General features: G+C 44.5%; 12 protein-coding genes. 6 read left to right on the forward strand and 6 right to left on the reverse strand.

Annotated elements, in window-relative coordinates; all coding sequences use genetic code 11:
* Genes F0251_RS14970 through F0251_RS14990 form a run of 5 tightly spaced genes read left to right on the forward strand, consistent with a single transcriptional unit; the run spans position 1 to position 5,420 of the window.
* Positions 1-972, forward strand: coding sequence for a type II secretion system F family protein (locus F0251_RS14970; RefSeq protein ID WP_061032545.1), 972 nt, complete (start codon positions 1-3; stop codon positions 970-972).
* Positions 969-1,973, forward strand: coding sequence for a lipopolysaccharide assembly protein LapB (locus F0251_RS14975; protein ID WP_061032546.1), 1,005 nt, complete (start codon positions 969-971; stop codon positions 1,971-1,973). The genes F0251_RS14970 and F0251_RS14975 overlap by 4 nt, the downstream gene beginning before the upstream one ends.
* 34 nt (positions 1,974-2,007) lie before the next feature.
* Entirely contained in the window at positions 2,008-3,771 is a 1,764-nt protein-coding gene (locus F0251_RS14980; RefSeq protein ID WP_061032547.1) for a hypothetical protein, read from the forward strand.
* Entirely contained in the window at positions 3,768-4,697 is a 930-nt protein-coding gene (locus tag F0251_RS14985) for a glycosyltransferase family 2 protein (RefSeq protein WP_061032548.1), read from the forward strand. The genes F0251_RS14980 and F0251_RS14985 overlap by 4 nt, the downstream gene beginning before the upstream one ends.
* A 9-nt stretch (positions 4,698-4,706) precedes the next feature.
* The gene (locus tag F0251_RS14990) at positions 4,707-5,420 is read left to right on the forward strand and encodes a class I SAM-dependent methyltransferase (RefSeq protein ID WP_017065822.1); all 714 of its coding nucleotides are present in this window, start codon (positions 4,707-4,709) and stop codon (positions 5,418-5,420) included.
* Positions 5,421-5,495: 75 nt separating this feature from the next.
* On the opposite strand, the gene chrA is transcribed toward F0251_RS14990, so the two are convergent.
* Entirely contained in the window at positions 5,496-6,644 is a 1,149-nt protein-coding gene (gene chrA, locus F0251_RS14995) for a chromate efflux transporter (RefSeq protein WP_061032549.1), read from the reverse strand.
* Positions 6,645-6,745: 101 nt separating this feature from the next.
* Here chrA and F0251_RS15000 point away from each other — a divergent pair, with 101 nt between their 5' ends.
* Positions 6,746-7,672, forward strand: coding sequence for a LysR family transcriptional regulator (locus F0251_RS15000; protein ID WP_061032550.1), 927 nt, complete (start codon positions 6,746-6,748; stop codon positions 7,670-7,672).
* A gap of 271 nt (positions 7,673-7,943) precedes the next feature.
* Here the strand turns inward: F0251_RS15000 and F0251_RS15005 are convergent, their stop codons facing one another.
* From F0251_RS15005 to F0251_RS15025, 5 genes are all read right to left on the reverse strand, one after another.
* Positions 7,944-9,284, reverse strand: coding sequence for an MATE family efflux transporter (locus tag F0251_RS15005; RefSeq protein ID WP_105057532.1), 1,341 nt, complete (start codon positions 9,282-9,284; stop codon positions 7,944-7,946).
* A 389-nt stretch (positions 9,285-9,673) separates the two neighbouring features.
* Positions 9,674-12,049 (reverse strand): alpha-glucosidase, encoded by a 2,376-nt coding sequence (gene ygjK, locus F0251_RS15010; RefSeq protein WP_171731260.1) that lies wholly within the window; start codon positions 12,047-12,049, stop codon positions 9,674-9,676.
* 15 nt (positions 12,050-12,064) lie between these two features.
* Complete coding sequence (gene ygjJ / locus F0251_RS15015) at positions 12,065-13,129, reverse strand: protein YgjJ (protein WP_061032553.1); 1,065 nt, start codon at positions 13,127-13,129, stop codon at positions 12,065-12,067.
* A 371-nt stretch (positions 13,130-13,500) separates the two neighbouring features.
* Positions 13,501-14,934: an amino acid permease gene (locus F0251_RS15020; protein WP_061032554.1), complete on the reverse strand. Its 1,434-nt coding sequence runs from the start codon at positions 14,932-14,934 to the stop codon at positions 13,501-13,503.
* Between the two features lie 575 nt (positions 14,935-15,509).
* On the reverse strand, positions 15,510-16,934 hold the full coding sequence (locus F0251_RS15025; protein WP_061032555.1) for an amino acid permease: 1,425 nt from the start codon (positions 16,932-16,934) through the stop codon (positions 15,510-15,512).
* Positions 16,935-17,037 lie beyond the last annotated feature (103 nt).

The raw sequence follows: 17,037 nt of genomic DNA on the forward strand, positions 1-17,037 counted from the left end.
ATGGACCTATTAAATATTGATGTGTGGGAGCAGATGTTAGCTGACTTTGGAGTGAGCTCTCAGATGGTTATCTATGCGATGATTCTGCTTACTACTGTTTTGTTAACATTAACGCTAGGGTTCCTATTTTTGGGTGCTCGTTCCCCCTTAGACAAGAAGCTTAGACAGATTTCTGAAGACGGACAGGTGAGAGGTAAAAAACCGTATGACTTCTCTAATACGCTAGAGTCATTAAGCCCTTTTCTTAGTAAAGGGAATAAAAAAGACAATGAAACCTACTCAGAAAAGCTCATGCACGCAGGGTTTCATGAGAAGAATGCTTTGTCCGTTTTCTATGCGTTAAAAGTGCTGTCGAGCTTAGTCGGTGTTATCGCTGCTTTCATGGTTTATTACATCTCATTAGGTGGTAGTTACAACAATTTATTGATTATGACGTGTGTTTTTCTAGGGACTTTTACACCTAATATTGTACTGAGCAAGCTGCAAAAAGAACGTCAGAAAAAAATCAGAAACGGAGTGCCTGATGCACTCGATCTTCTCGTTGTATGTACCGAGTCCGGATTGGGCTTTAATGCGGCCCTTGGGCGTGTCGCGTCTGAGCTATACGTCTCTCAACCTGAGCTTGCAGATGAATTGGATACGGTTTTTGCCAAGATACAAGCTGGGGTAACCATGCCCGATGCGCTTAGACAATTCATCGAACGAACTGGCCTTGTTGAACTAGAAGGCTTGGTATCTTTGCTTTCTCATGCCTCCAGAATGGGGGGAAGTTTAGCGCAAACACTGCGTGATTATACGGAAGATTTTCGAGATAAACGCCAGCAAGCGGCAGAAGAGGTGGCTGCGAAAATACCGACTAAAATGTTATTTCCTATGCTGATTTTTATTTGGCCTTGTTTTTTCATTGTTGCACTTGGCCCAGGACTACTTATCGTAATGGACGCATTGAGTGCGCCGGGAGCAAGTTTATGATGTTATACAATAAGTTCCTTCTACTTTTCCTACCAATACTACTACTCGGTTGTGCATCATCTGATGAACCAACGAATCAATTTGATGCAGAACTGTATTCCGGTAAACCGATAGATACGTTAACGAATGATGACCCTCCTTTGAGTGAGAAGGAAGCGATCATGCGTGGTGACGTAGCATTAAGGGACAACAACATCGATCTAGCCTTGTATGAATACATTCGCTCACTGTCTTTTCCTGAGCAAGAGTTTCACGACAAAACGCTGTTTACTATAGGTAAAATCCATTCATCTCGTGGCAACGCGGCGCTTGCCGAGAAAGCGTATCTGGCGGCCTTAGATTTCAATCCAGCACATACCGAGGTACTGGAGGAATTAGGCGTTTTGTATACGAAGCAGCGACGAACGGATGAAGGTCGAAGTTATTTCTTTAAAGCGATTAATGCCGACCAAGTTCGTTTGAAAAGCAGTGAAACGATTAAAAACCACCAAGCGTTAAGCCAAAGTGAAGTCGCTAGCTTGAAGGTCGACAGTATGTCTCCTGCATCAGCATATATGGGGATTGGTGTGTTGGAAGATGTCGACGGAAAGCATCAGATAGCTCAAGAGTACTTCAAAAAGTCGCTGCAGATAGACAAAAACTCATTCAAAGCTCTGTTGAATATGGGCTACTCCCATTACATGTACGGCAATTACAAGGAAGCGTATCAGTACACGCGTTCAGCTCTAGAGTTAGAGCCAAATAGTGAGAAGGCCCAAAACAATCTAGCCCTCATTTATCTGGCTTCCGGTGATGTTAAGAAAGCCACTAATATGTTTATGCGACATATGGATACGCCTGAAGCGTTGAATAATGTAGGGTATTTCCTAATATTACAAGGTAAGCCGGATGAAGCCGTTCCTTACCTTCAGCAAGCAATAGACAAGAAACCATCGTATTACAGAGTTGCGAACGAAAACTTAAACAGAGCATTAGCGGAAGTGAGAGAGATGGAGCAATAGTCGTTTAAATTTTGGCTCAGTGAAAAGGATATTCATGTCGCCTAAAAGTGAGAGTTTTAATAAAGATATCATTGTTATCTCTGTGATCTGGCTAGTTTGTGCCACAGTGATCTTTATTTACAAGTGGGAGAGTGTTTCAGCTCTTAACCTGAATGACAATGACGACTATATGCGTTTCGTTCAATTTCAGGATTGGATGGCAACTGGACATTGGTACCTAGAGCCAATGAATAATTTTAATGCCGCTGACGGCATTGTTATTCATTGGTCTCGCTTTCCTGATTTAATCTTATCGCTCGTAGCTTTTCCATTGTTGTTTATCGTCGATGATAATCTTGCTTATACAATATCAATTTCGCTTGTCCCTCTGCTTTACTTGCTACTTTTTTCTCTGTCATGCTTTTACCTAGCTGACCACCTCTTCGGTGCCAAGTATCGCTTTATTAGTATGATGTTTGCGATTTCTTCGCCTTCAATTATCCATTTTTTACCCGGTTCTATTGATCATCATAATATTCAGCTGGTCTTCGCGGTCCTATTTCTAGCTTTAACGCCATTGAATCATGAGCAGTTGCGCCATGCGTGGCGTGTTTATGCGCAATCTATCTTGCTGTCTCTATCTTTATGGACGGGGCTTGATAATGTTTTGCTATTCATGTTTTTTTTCGCGATTTACACCGTGTATTGCGGTCTTGTTCGCCATGAGTGGTTTGGCTATATCTCTAAGTTGTATGCGAGTTCCGCTCTGTTTGGGATTTGTGCGGTTTTATTAAATCGGCCTTACGATGAGTTTTTTGTTTTTAAGTACGACGAAATATCATTTGTTCTCATCATCCTTTTCTTCTGTGGTTGGCTTTTCGTTAATGTTTATCATCGGTTTATGAATGAAGATAACAGTCTACTGCAAAAGGTTTTTCTGTTCGTATTTCTAGCTGTTCTATTTTTAATCCCAGTGGCAGTGCTTTATCCATCACTCAGCAGTGCGTTGTTAATTGATTACCCTCCGATACTTAAAGTCTATTGGTTAGACCAAGTGACAGAAGCGAAGTCGGTCGTTAGATATGTCGCAAGTCATGGTTTTTTCTCGATAGAGAATTACGCTTTGCTGGTGATTCCTGCCACTTTGTATCCACTTTTTAAGCGTAAAAATCACCACTGCACAATTTTGTATCTCATCTTTATGTTCAATTTAGCCCTTGCGATCTTTTGGCAGATTAGAGTCATGAGGTTGTGTTTTGTGCTAGCGGCTCCCCTCCAAGCATACGTGATTCTTCAGTTAGCAGATTACATTCGTTCCTCCATCATAAAAGCGACGGTTATTACTTCTGGAGCACCACTAGCGGTCGCCTTTGTCATTCTCGCGTTGTCGCCAACCGAAGAAATTACAACTACTCTTGATCAAAAGGAGCAATCGCTGAAGATTCATAAGGTGTTAAAAGATAACGATATAAATTCGCACACCATACTTTCAGGGATTGAAACGGGGGCTCCAGTGTTGGCAAAAACGGATAATCGAATTATTGCTGCTCCTTACCATCGAAATATTGTTGGGAACCAATTTCTTATTGAAGTGATGCTAGAGGAAGATCTGAGCTTAGCCGAAAGGAAAATCATAGAGAAAAGCATCGATATCATTGTTATTGGCAATGACCCGCATTTGTTGATTTTAAAGGACTCGGCGAGCGAGGAGGCATTTATCAATAAGCTGTACAGCTCAGATACGCCAACTTGGTTAGATGTTGTGTACGACAATATTGAAAATGGGTACCGAGTGTTTCGAGTCAGGGAGAGTTCATGAAGAATCAAACCACAGCGGTGTTACTCCCGTGCTATAACGAAGCCGGAGCGGTTGGAAAAACGGTGGCTGACTTTCAACGTGCACTACCAAGTGCGACGATTTATGTGTACGACAATAACTCCACTGATGGCACGGTCGAAGAGGCGCTGCAAGCTGGTGCTGTTGTTCGCCATGAGTATCGTCAGGGCAAAGGTGAAGTCGTGCGACGGATGTTCTCAGATATTGATGCTGACATTTATATTATGGCTGATGGTGATGATACCTACGACGCCTCCATTAGCCCTACACTGATTGAACAACTGGTTACTGAACAGCTCGATATGATCATTGGCAGTCGAGAGCGCTCTTCCGAGGCTTATCCTGCAGGACATATTTTAGGTAATAAGATGTTTTCGACTCTGATAAATAAAGGGTTCAATGCTCAATTGAATGATGTTTTCTCTGGCTATCGAGTGATGAGTCGCCGGTTTGTAAAAACGGTTCCTATTTTCAGTGATGGCTTTCAAATTGAGACGGAACTAACCGTGCATGCATTGCACCATAATATGTCGATCAAAGAAGTACCCACTCATTATCACTCAAGGCCTGAAGGCACGGCGAGTAAGCTGAATACTTTGAGTGATGGGATCAAAATCCTCAACTTTATTTTGTTCCTGCTACGAGACGTAAAGCCGATGTTTTTTTTCGGTGCTATGTCGGTGTTGCTTTGCTTTATCTCATTGGGATTAGGGGTTCCCGTTATTATCGATTTTATTGATACCGGGCTCGTTGAAAGAGTCCCAACAGCTATTCTGTCTAGTTCAATTGCACTTATCGCGGTGATGTCTTTCTTTTGCGGCTTGATACTCGACAACGTGTCGCGCGGCAGACGAGAGATGAGGATCCTTTCAATATTAAGAAGTCACGATCACAAGCCATCTCAATAGGATTCAGGAATGAGAATAAACAAGGATGAAGACAAGGAGTGGCTCGATTATTTGTCCCGTTTCAGTGATGAATATGACGAGCGAGTCTACGAAAGCAGTACAACAGGCTATGTGATGAGGGCGGGTCATATAGCGTGTGAGAAGCCTTTCAGTAACAGAGAGCATTTCTCGAAGGTGCTAGAAGTGGGTTCAGGAACGGGTGAACACTTGAGACATGTTCAGCATAGTTTTGACGAGTATACGGTCAGTGATGGCGATTCTGCCGCACTTGAAGTGGCAAAAAGGCAACTCAGTAACACCAGTACTTATGACAAGCTCGTTTTTAATGTAACGAATGCACGAGCGTTAGACTTTGAAAGTAACTGCTTTGATCGTGTTATTGCGACACATATATTGGAACACCTTTATGAGCCTCACCTTGTGATTAAAGAATGGCTTAGGGTATTAAAGCCGGGCGGCACTTTGTCCATTTTGATTCCCACAGACCCAGGTATTGCATGGAAAGTTGGTCGCTATATGACGACAAGAAAACTTGGAGTGAAAAAGGGGTGGAACTACGATTACATTATGGCGAGAGAACATGTTAATCCCTGCAATAATTTGATCGCCTTTTTAAAGTACTATCTCCCTGATAATAAACACTCTTTTTGGCCATTAAGCCCAATTCCGCTCATTGATTGCAATTTGTTTTTTAACTTCCATGGAATCAAGCCTGCTAGTTAAAGGTTCGATGGCTCCTATCGTTCAGTCGTAAGCAAGAAGTTAAGTATTCACTAACTTCTTGCTTCGGTTAGATCTTTAGTTAACAAAGCCAGTAAGAGCGCCGAATAGCATAAACATGCCGACAAGCCCTACGATTGGCATCTTGACCGTTTTCAATAGCCACACACCTATGATGATCAGAGCGAAGTCTAAACCGCCACTCACCGCACTTGTGAAGATTGGCTGATACAGAGCCGCAAGTAGTAACCCGACTACCGCTGCATTCACACCGGTAAGTGCACCAGCAACCAATGGTTTACTTGCGATTGCCTGCCAGTTTTTCAATACCCCCAGTAGTAATAAGAAGCCCGGTAAGAACACGGCGATTGTCGCTAACAAAGCGCCAGTAATTGGTGCCGATGGCATTAATACATAGCCTAGGTATGTCGCTAAGGTAAACATAGGACCAGGTACAGCCTGTGCTGCAGCATAGCCCGTTAGGAACGCATCTTGGGATAGTTGGTCACCAATACCATTCTGCAACAATGGAAGTACCACATGACCGCCACCGAATACTAAGCTGCCAGCTTGATAGAACAGACCAAATACCTCAATACCTTGAGAGTATGCACTGAATAGAGGAAGGCCAACCAACAGCGCAACAAAAATAACGAGCGGTGTTATGGAGATCTTGTGTGTTGATGGAACCGTTTTGATGTCTTGTGAGGTCAAAAACTTGCTGCCAATGATTGCGGCAAATAGAAGTACCAAGATTTGTGGCCAGATCCCAGGAAGCAACAGGAGAACCACGGCAGTCATGACACATAAAGCGGTCGCGACTTTCGATTGGCAAAAGTTTTTGTACATGCCAAATGTGGCATCAGCAACCACCACCACTGCGAGTAGCTTCAAACCGTGAATAATTGAATTAAACAGAGGTGCTTCCAATAGCTGATTGCTCACCAAAGCTAATATCAACATTAAGATGACAGATGGGGAAGTAAAGCCGATAAACGCAGCAATCGCACCCGTTAAGCCACCTCTTTTGTAGCCAACCGCAAAGCCAACTTGGCTTGAACCTGGGCCGGGTAGAAATTGACTAAGCGCGACAATTTGCCCGTATTCTTCATCAGATAGCCAGTTAAGTTTCTCAACAAAGGTTTTACGGAAGTAGCCAATGTGCGCAGCTGGTCCACCAAAGCTAATCCAGCCAAGCCAGAAAAAGGTTTTAAAAATTGAAAGCATGATCGATTCCAGATAAATGTTTAGCGTAATTTATGGTGACTTGCACTATGATTCAAATTAATTGTTTTAATTGTAACTATTAATGAAATAGGTTCTGCTGGATGGCTGATTTTAACTGGAAAGGTATCGATCTTAACTTATTGATAGCTCTGCAAGCGTTATACAAAACGAACAGTGTAAGTAAAGCGGCTGAGCGCTGTTATGTCAGTCAGTCTGCAATGAGTCATAGCCTTCAACGACTTCGAAAGTTGTTTGATGACCCTCTGTTTGAGCGAGTAGGTAGCAAAATGGAAGCAACGGATAGAGCGATTGAATTATCCAGTACTGTCGATGCCTTGCTCAATACCATTCAATCTGAAGTACTACTCTCTAAATCATTTGATGCAACAACTTACCAAGGCAGTTGGAAGATTGGTCTTACCGATTATGCCGAGCAGATGTTTGCTCCAGTGTTGTTTGATCTCATTAAACAGTCCTCTCCTGATTCTCAAATTGCGTTGTTCAACGTAAATCGAGCTAACTATCAGCAAGTATTTGAAGATTCTAAGCTTGATATGGCGATCGGTAGCTTCGGTGAAGTGTCTAAGCTATACAGAACCAAGCACTTGTACACAGAACAGCACGTCTGCTTGCTCGACAATTCAGTGTTGTCGATCGAAGAGCCCATGTCTTTAGTACAATTTGCATCTGTTGGGCATGCTTTGGTTTCTCCTGCAGGAGTGATAAAAACGGGAGTCGACAGTCGCCTAGCTGAACTTGGCTTAAGTCGAAAAGTGGTTATTGCTTCGAGTAACTTTTTAACGGTAAAGCGCTTAATTCGTGGCAGAGAACTGCTCTGTATAGTGCCTAAGCTGGTGGCTCGTAATGACATTGAGGGTGAAGAAGCACTGTTGGCTGTCAAGCCACCGATAGATGTACCGGATTTCGATATACAGCTTGTCTATCGGAAAGCGAAGCATTTAGATGATAAAAATAAGTTACTTAGAAGGTTGATTACTGAAGCTGTGTCGTCTGTGATTACTGAGTAATTTTTTGTATTGGGGGATAACCACACTTTTTCTAATTATTTAAGGAAAAATCAGGTTAATAATAAGAATCCGACTATACTTAATTTACGACTCAAAGCAGTCGGAAAGAATAGGCTTTTTGATTTACCTAAGTAAAAAAATTGGTTATATCCTCATGATATAGCTCAAAAACCTACCAGGCTAAACGGATTTAGTTGGTCTAAAAAGCGCTAGCTCCCCCTAGCGCTTTTTCTTTTGCATCAGTCAGATTTACCAATGTATCTTCAATCACTTAAAGTGAGAAACGAGTCCATTTTTTTGCTCTCCAGCGATACGCCATGATGATGCCTCGGAACCATTCATCCATCGCGATCGCCATCCAAGCACCAAATACGCCATAACCCCAATGCACGCCAAGTAGATAGCTCATCGCGACGCCAATGCCCCACATGCTAACAATGCCCATTTTCACTGGGAACTTGATGTCACCAGCGGCTTTCAAACAAGAGATGAAGATCAGGTTAAACACGCGGCCTGCTTCTAAAATAATAGAGCCAGCAATCAGAGAGGCCGTCAGTGCGAGAATTTCAGGGTCTTGTGTGAACACATCCAATATCTCGAAACGGAACAGATAGATCACGCAGGTAATGGTGGTCGAGGCAATAAAGCCAACCACGAAATAACGTTGTACTCGGCTGGCTATTTCATCAATCCAACCTTTGCCGATGTAATAACCGGTTTGAATTTGGCTGCCCTGACCAATCGCCAGTGCAAACGCAAAAGAGAGGCGAGCGATGTTTTGTGCATAGGTGAATGCTGCCAACGAAGCCGTGCCCATTTGCACGACAAAGAACATGATGGTGATCTGCGCCATGTTGTAAGACAGCACTTCTCCGGCGTTCATCGAGCCGATCTTCATTATCTTCTGATAGATAGATTTCGGTACCGATTTAAATTGTTTTACGGGTAGGTCTATGCCTTTATTTCTGACCACACCAATCAAGATAAACATGCCAATCACTTGGCTAGTCACGGTTGCAATGGCTACCCCTTGAACGCCGTATACCGGTAAGCCAAAAGGTTGGTAGAGCGCGCAGTAGTTACCGAAAATATTAATCACACCAGCAATCATGTTGATGACCATTGGAGATTTAGAGTAACCATGGCTGCGGAGGATAGTGGTGAGTACCACACCTATCGTGACGTTGAAAGTGAGTGCGCCACTGATGAACAAGTACTCCTGTGCGTACTGTTCAACCTGAGCTTCAAGCTGATAGAGCGGAATAAAGTACTCTGCCCCCAGCACGGCGAAAATACTCAGCAATACACCCGTAATTATCGCCAATATGATGCTGGCAACGCCGACTTGCGCGCTTTCTTGATCGCGTGAGGCGCCATTGTATTGGGCAATGAGAATACCAGTACCACTGCTGACCATGGTCGATACGATGATTAGGAAAAAGGATATCTGAGAGATAACACCAACGGCAGACACGGCTTTGTCTGAGTATCCCGATAACATGAATACATCGCTGGTGTTGAGTGCAGTTCGAAGCAGCACTTCGATAAAAATTGGCCAAGTGAGCGCAACGATTCCCATGCGTTTGTTTAGGGTGGAATCAGCATTAGGCATTTAGTTTTTCTCAAAAAAAAAGGAAGGCGAGACTATAGTTTAGTGGTTATTGGGTAAACGACTATCAAATTAATGTCCGGATTACGAATAAGGGTAAAGATATTTTGAATAAACCAGTGTTGTCCACACTCTTGCTCTTTGTGGTGAAACTTATTCGCGTGTTTCATGGTGTGATTCGATCGGATTTTAGCCACTGAAAAATAACAACAAGAGCTCAATGGGCAGGAATGAGAGTAAAAGGATCATGGTAGGCCAAATACTCCTATATCTTCCTTTTTCATGCTGAGTGAGAAGTAAAAAAGGCACTCAGCGAGATACTAAGTGCCAAAGCCTGAAATTTATGAGGTTATCTTTTCATTGAATTCCAGAAGACAGGTATAGGTTTTAATTTACTCTGCGTCAGTGAAGAAATCGTTGTATAGCATGTACAAGTGAGCTGCACTCCAAGAGAAGTTTGGCGCACCTTGCTGGTCACCATTCAATGGGTTGTAGTTCTCACGGATTGGGCCGTCTTGCACCAAGCCATCGGCGTGGTCGAAGAAAGCACCTGCCATTTCAATCGCATCATCACGATAGCCGTAGCTGTCCATACCTTTAAGACCGAAGTAGAACTGGTCTACCCATACACGTCCACGCCAGTAAATATCTGGGCCAAATGCTGGGCTAGAAAGCGCTGCTGTGCCCAGTGGAACGTAGGTGTTGAACTCTCCCGTATCTTTCATCACAGAAACAACCGCATCAGCATGAGCTTGCGTTGCTGCGCCATTGAACAGTGGTGACCAACCCTCAGGGCCTTTGCCACGTTCTACAATCGGTTTACCTGCACAGCCATTGGCTAAAGGCTTGTCTTCAATACGAATGTCATAGTAGAAGTTCGTGCCTTCATCGAACATACAGGTGTTGATGTAGTTCGATAGGTGCTCCGCTTTTTCACGGAACTCTTTCGCTTCTGCGTCTTTACCTAGAATGTCAGCCATTTCTGCTAGGTACTTGTTATCGCTGTACATGTAGCTTGCTTGGTCAACCGACTCTTGCAGCAATGAGTAGCCTAACAGGGTGCCGTCTTCCGCGCGGTTTTGGGCAAATTCAACATCCCAATCACTGCGTTTGCCGCCGTTGGCAACGTAGGCGTCTAGCTGGTCTTTATCGATGAAACCAAAGGCTGCCGCATCATCACGACCTGATTCCCAAGACGCAGCGGTTTGAGCTGGGCTCTCGATGTAGTCATAGTTGCCTTCTGCAATCACTTTATCCAGTGCCGCTTGACCAACGACGGTTTCGTGTTTGTCACCACGAACCACAGTGAAGTACATTTCACCTTCAGGTGTGTTGTGTGCTTTATCACGCGCTGCTCCGTACTCTGGAACGCCATTGCCATTGTTGTCACGGTTACGTAGCCACCAGTCGTGGTATGCCACTAGTTTTGGGTACATCTCTTCTAGCCAAGCTTCATCGCTGGTGGTCTTGTAAACTTCCATTACCGCCCATGCCGCTAGGCTTGGCTTGGTGTTACGTTCGTTCCAGTTACCGCCGTCACCGCCACGCTCTGGGCTTAGGTTGTAAGCCAATAGATCTGGCACGTAACCTTCATCCCAAGGGCGAACCGGATCGTCAGCTTGAATTTGGTAGGCAAACATTGCGCGGATGTTGTCTTTCGCTACGTCTGGGTTGAAGTGCGCCATCGCGTAAGCTTGTTTCCATGTATCCCATGGCCATGTTTGGTTGCCTGAGAACCAGCGCGCTGTTACCGAAGGTGTCACAGAGTCAAACTCCATCGCACCGGCTGCACCACGCCAGTTACCGTTTAGGGTTTCCATCGCTTTTACCGCAACACGCTCTTGCTCAGGCGTCGCATTCGGGTTGGTTAAGCCCATCTCTAGGTAACCTTCCCAGCGAGCTTCAGATGCGGCTAAGAAGTCGGTAGGGTTTGCCATGATCTTTTTGATCTCTGGCTGTTCCGCTTTCGCTTCTTCTGCCGTTAGCACGTGCGAGTATGTGGTGTAGATGATGGTTGATTCTTCAATGCTTGCCGTTGAAGTAAACGTTAGGCCATCGACCTTGATTTGGGTTGGGATCGATTTATGAACTTGGTACTCAGACTCGCCTGAAGTCAGTAGATCCCAGGTTGAACGCACTTTACCGAAAGTGACCTTTAGACCGTCTTCGGTTGCAACGATTTGGCGGTTGTAGTCAGGGTAAGTCTCGGCGATGGTTTTATCGGTTTGCGCGACGCCTTCTTTCGCGTGTGTTTTTTCAAGCAGTTCACCGTCCCACACTAACTCAACTGGCGAGTCAGTGGTGATTTTAGTCTCTAGTAGAGAGGTACGGTTAGAAGCAAAACGCAGCGTCATCTCGACTGTTACATCGTCAGACTTTAGCGTCTGAATCAACGCGCCCGGTAGGCTGTAAGCTTCCATCGTGAATTTGACTTTTTTGCCATCTTTGAACACGCTTAGGCGGTCAAAGTTATCAGCCATGAAGTTGATGTACTCTTCAGTAAGTAGCGCCGTTCCCGGGAAGCCACCCATGCCTTCAGCCGTGTCTGGTAAAAGGTGACCGTGCCATGCACCTAGGTCGAAGAACGGGTTAAAGCGTTGATGGTCATCGAAGTCGTAGTCACGCATGTATTCTGGCGAGCCAGTGCGGTCGATAACGTTTTTAAATTGGTTTGCTTGAAGCTCTTCAGAGCCTGTATTTGATGCGCAACCAGTAACAACAAGTGCTGCGCCAATAGCGATAGCTGCGAATGATTTGTTCAGTTTCATAGTGAGTTCCTGTTATTACCAGTAGAAGTATTGCATTGCGAACACTTGTGCGTCGCCAATTTCAGTGTCGCTACCTACGCCAAAGCGGCTATCGAAAGCGGTCGCAAATGCACCGTTTCCGTATTCGTACCAAACACCGGCGTTGATGTAAGAGGTGATCTCTTTTTCACCGTTATCGCCATCAAAGTTGGCGTAGTTGTAGGCTGCTGACAGGTAAACGCCTTGTGCGGCTTCGTACCAAGCGCTAGTTTGAATACCAGACTCACTGCCGAAAGACTCTTGGTTACCTTTATCGGTGTCGTGCCACACACGCGTAGCGAAGTTCTTGTATTCAGCACCTAGTAGTACAAGTTCGCCACCGTCGTTATTACGAACTTCACCGCCACCCATTAGGGTTAGGTCGTCAGTCAGGTCATATTGGACATAACCGTTGACCATGGCGTTTTTGTCTTTCCATTGATCTGCGAAGTTGTCGTATTTACCAAAGTGAATCAGCGCATCGTCTTCAGAGAAATCAGATTCAGGAGCGAAGGAAACGCTGTAGCGCAGCTTGCCTTCTAGGTTTTGGATCTTCACACCAACGTGTACGTCGCGAGTGTTTGAGATCGCGTAGCCGTACTCTACCGTTGGGTCACCCCACCATTGAACGTCATCCAGAGACGAGTCCATACGACCGACAATAAATTCTGTTTTTGCATCAGTGCGGTAACCAGCGTAGAAGCGGTTAAAACCACCTTCGAAGCCGCCCCAACCGTGGCCAGTAGCCCATGCATTGCCTTCGTCATCGGCTTGAACTGTCCAGCCTTCCATGTAAGCAAGACCAAACCAATTACCATGCTCGATAGCCAAGCCAGCTTCAATGTAAGTGCCGTCGGCGTAGCGGCCTTTGTCGTCACCTTCTAGAGCAACATGACCACCAAGGCCAAGCTCACCATAGAAGTTAAAAAGCGTTTCGGATTCTGTTTTAGGGGGCTGAGTGTCGCTGTGGTTAGCAGCGGTTTCATTAGCGTGGGCATTCGCCGTTAGAGCAGCAAGAATACAACTTGTAATAAGAGTGGTTTTAGTAAAACTACGTTTCATTTTATTCACTTCTGTTTCGGGTTGATAAATGAAGCTTCGTAGGTTGTTCTGACTTCTAATATGGGGTGCTCTTCAAGGCGTATACGGTCAGCTCACTTACGATCGCAAAACCGATATTAATGATTATTTTCGTGTTTAAAATTAAATCACTCTAAAAGTGTGATCTGTTTTTAGTAAATATTTACCTTGGCGTAAATTTGGTTTTTAGTTGAATTTGTACGCTGATGGCTGGTGATGGATATATTTGGTTTGTGAATTGAAATCTGATGGAAGAATTGGATGGGTAAATAAAAAGGCACTCACCAAATGGGGGAGTGCCTTAGGGCTTTAACGAGAGTGCCTGAGGGGTTTAACGAGAGTGCAAGGCTAACTTAAGCGTTCGCAGGCTCTGGTTTTGCTTCTAGTTTTTTCTCTTCTGGAGACAAGCTTTTTTCGTATTGACCGTACTTCCACCATGCGTAACCCAAGAAGATCACGATGCCGCCGACGTTATAGAAGATGATAGTCATGATGTCAGCACCTGTTGGGAAGGTCGATGCGAAGAAACCCACGGTAAATATGCTGATAAGAATCGATACCGCAGCGATACCAACAGGGCGAGAGCCCATGCGGAAATCACGTGGTAGGTGATCGAGTTTCAGGCGCAAGTGTAGGTACGCGATCATGATGAACAGTGGCGGTAGCATTGAAGCTGCTGCAGTCATGTTGATGATGGTGCTCATCAAATCTTGCACCGTGTCAGACGCTAGCGTCGGGATGAACATCAACGGAATCACGATGAAGAACTGAACCCAGGCTGCACGCTCCGGTACGCCTTGTTTGTTCAGGGCGACTGTCTTCTCACCAAAGATACCTTTAGGGATTTCAGAGAAGAAAATCTTAACCGGTGTTGCTGTCCACATCAGTAGAGAGCCTAACATCGCAGTGAAAGAAACGATGCCCACAAAGCGATTCATAAGAATTTCAGGTAAGCCGAAGTAGAGTGCTAAGCCTTCAAAAACCTGTACTGAACCACCAGTGAATTTAAGCTCTTCGCGAGATACGAATACGTTAGCCAGGATTGAACCCACCGAGTACAGCGCACCAATGAAGATACCCGCAATGATGATCACTTTAACGAAAGACTTGTGACCGCCTTTGATGTCGTTTACGTAAACTGCGACCGACTCTGCGCCGCCAGCGGCCATGAAGATCCAAGTGATGACGCCTAGGAATGCCCAGTTAAAGCTTGGAGTCATTGCTTCAATGGTGATTGGGTCCGCCGGTTCGATACCACCGATCAAGGCACCGCCTGACAGCAGAATGTAAGACATGGTCAGAAGCAGCATCAATGACGAAGTTAATGAAGTGATAGGGCCTAATAGTTTCGCGCCGTTGTTAGAAATATGCGTCGCGACCGCAAACAAAATGGTACTCAATATCGCGGTGGTCATTGGCGTGAAGATGTACTCGAAACCTAAGAACGCATAAGACGCGTAAGCGATAATTCTAGGCAGTAGAGACGTGAAGAAGAATAGGTTAACAAACCAGTATGTGTAAGCTGAAATAAACGCCCAGCGACCGCCTAGAGAGCTTTTAACCCATGAATAAACACCCGCTTCTGAGTCTTTATTCAGGGATACGAACTCAGCAACAATCAGACAGAAAGGAACAAAATAAAAGATGGTTGCTAAAAAGAACATCGGAGCCGAGGAGAGGCCGATTTCGATGTTGTTATTAATGATGTTATTGAAGCTATATACCGCCGCGAAGGTCATAGACAGTAGGGCAAACTTGCCTATCGTACTGCGTTTATTATCGGACATGATGTTCTCCGGTGAATCACGTTGATGATCGTTATAACTTGGTCCTAGACAGGGTGAATCTAGGCCGCACTTTTATTGTTATGTTGGTTTGGCAAACACCTGCTTTGTTTTGTCAGGGTTGGCTCGTTGTTATTTTTATTCGATGTACGATCGGACACATAAGCATTGGTTTTTATTGATTTCAGTAAATTTATTACCGACATCAAGAGGCAGATACTAATGTGTTCTACAAAGAGATTACTTGTTTCATAGGCGACGTTTTTATGGAGCTTGTAGGGGCTATATGTCACTTTCTTTATATGAATCAGTTTGTCTCTTCAGCAAGAAGATTAAAGATTAAGCGGCGGGAAGTTAATCGAAATTGATCAAATATGTGACCTTGAGTAAATATATTTAGTTAATATTTTACCTTGGTTTTTGTAGCTGTTTTATTTGGCGATTTATCGGTGTTTATGAGAGGTTTACACTTGACGGAATGGCGTTTTTATTATTGTTTTTTCTATTTTAATTTATTGATTTAAATAGAAAAAGCGCCATTTTAGGCGCTTTTTATAAATACTGAAGGTTAACTCAGGTTACGACTGCTTAGCCGTTTCTAGCTTAGCTTCTTTACCTGCTTGCTTCTTTTCAAAGCGAGAGATCCACCACCATGCAATGCCAGAGAATACCGCTGTCATAAATACGTTGATGAAGAAGGCTTGAACTAGGTCTACACCTGTTGGGAAGGCTGAAGCTGTCATGCTCACAACGAAGATACCAATAAGTACTGATACTACTGCCATACCTTGAACTCGAGTACCCATACGGAAATCACGCGGTGTATCGTCATGCTTCAAGCGGAACACAAAGTACGCCACCATGATAAAGATAGGCGGTAGCATTGCGGTACCAGCTGTTAGGTTGATTGCTGTGTTCATCATGTCTTGTACTGATTCAGAGCCGAAGCCGTTAACCACAAGCATCACGAATACGAACGCAAACTGCCACCATGCTGCACGAACTGGCACACCATGTTCGTTTAGCTCTGTTGTTTTTTCACCGTAAACGCCTTTCGGAATTTCAGAGAAGTGGATTTTCACAGGTGCTGCTGTCCACATCATCATTGAGCCAAACATAGCAACGAACAGAACGATACCAACGAAGCGACCCGTCATAGATTCAGAGATGTTGAAGAACTGAGCCATACCAGTGAAGATTTCAACCATACCACCTGCATACGTTAGGTCTTCACGAGCAACGAACACGTTTACCAGTAGTGAGCCAATGGCGTACATTGAACCGATAGCAATACCTGCACCGATGATTACTTTAATGAAAGACTTGTGGCCACCCTTTACATCGTTTAGATAAGCTGCTGCTGTTTCAGCACCGCCAGCAGCTTGGAAGATCCAACACATAATGCCTAGCGTTGCCCAGTTAATGGTCGGAGACATAGCTTGAAGCGTGATTGGCTCAGCTGGTACGTGGTCGCCGCCTAGCGCCATTAGTGCACCGATAACGTAGATAGCGAATAGTGCGAATACACCGTAAGCCACGATTTCAGAGATCTTGCCTAGCCAGCTCGCACCCTTAGTTGAAATGTGCGTTGCAGCAGCAAACAGAACAATTGAGATCACCGAAGTCACTAGCGGAGAGAAAGCGTATTCGTAGCCCAGCATTGCGTAAGAGGCGTAAGCAATGACGTTTGGTAGCAGAGATACAAACCAGAACAGGTTTACGAACCAGTATAAAAATGAGCCTAAATAAGCAGCTTTAGAGCCGAGTGGTTTTTTGAGCCAGTCGTACATGCCTGACTCAGAATTTTTATTTGCTGATACGAATTCAGCAATAATGAATACGAACGGAATGAAGTAAATAAGGGTCGCAAGCAAAAAGATAGGAGCAGAACTTAATCCCAATTCGATGTTGTTGTTTACGATGTTGCGAACGTTAAATACCGCTGCAAATGTCATGGAAAGCAGGGCAAATTTGCCTAACTTACCGCGTACAGATTCAGACATAGTGTCCTCCGAGGAATCACGTAATTATAGTCGTTATTTCTCAATGCTTCCTTGTAGGGAGGAAGCATTGAGGCTTTGTTCAGCATGTTGGAGCCTTGAACGG

Origin of the sequence: Vibrio sp. 070316B, from assembly GCF_013114115.1 — a bacterium.
Taxonomy (GTDB): Bacteria; Pseudomonadota; Gammaproteobacteria; order Enterobacterales; family Vibrionaceae; genus Vibrio; species Vibrio chagasii_B.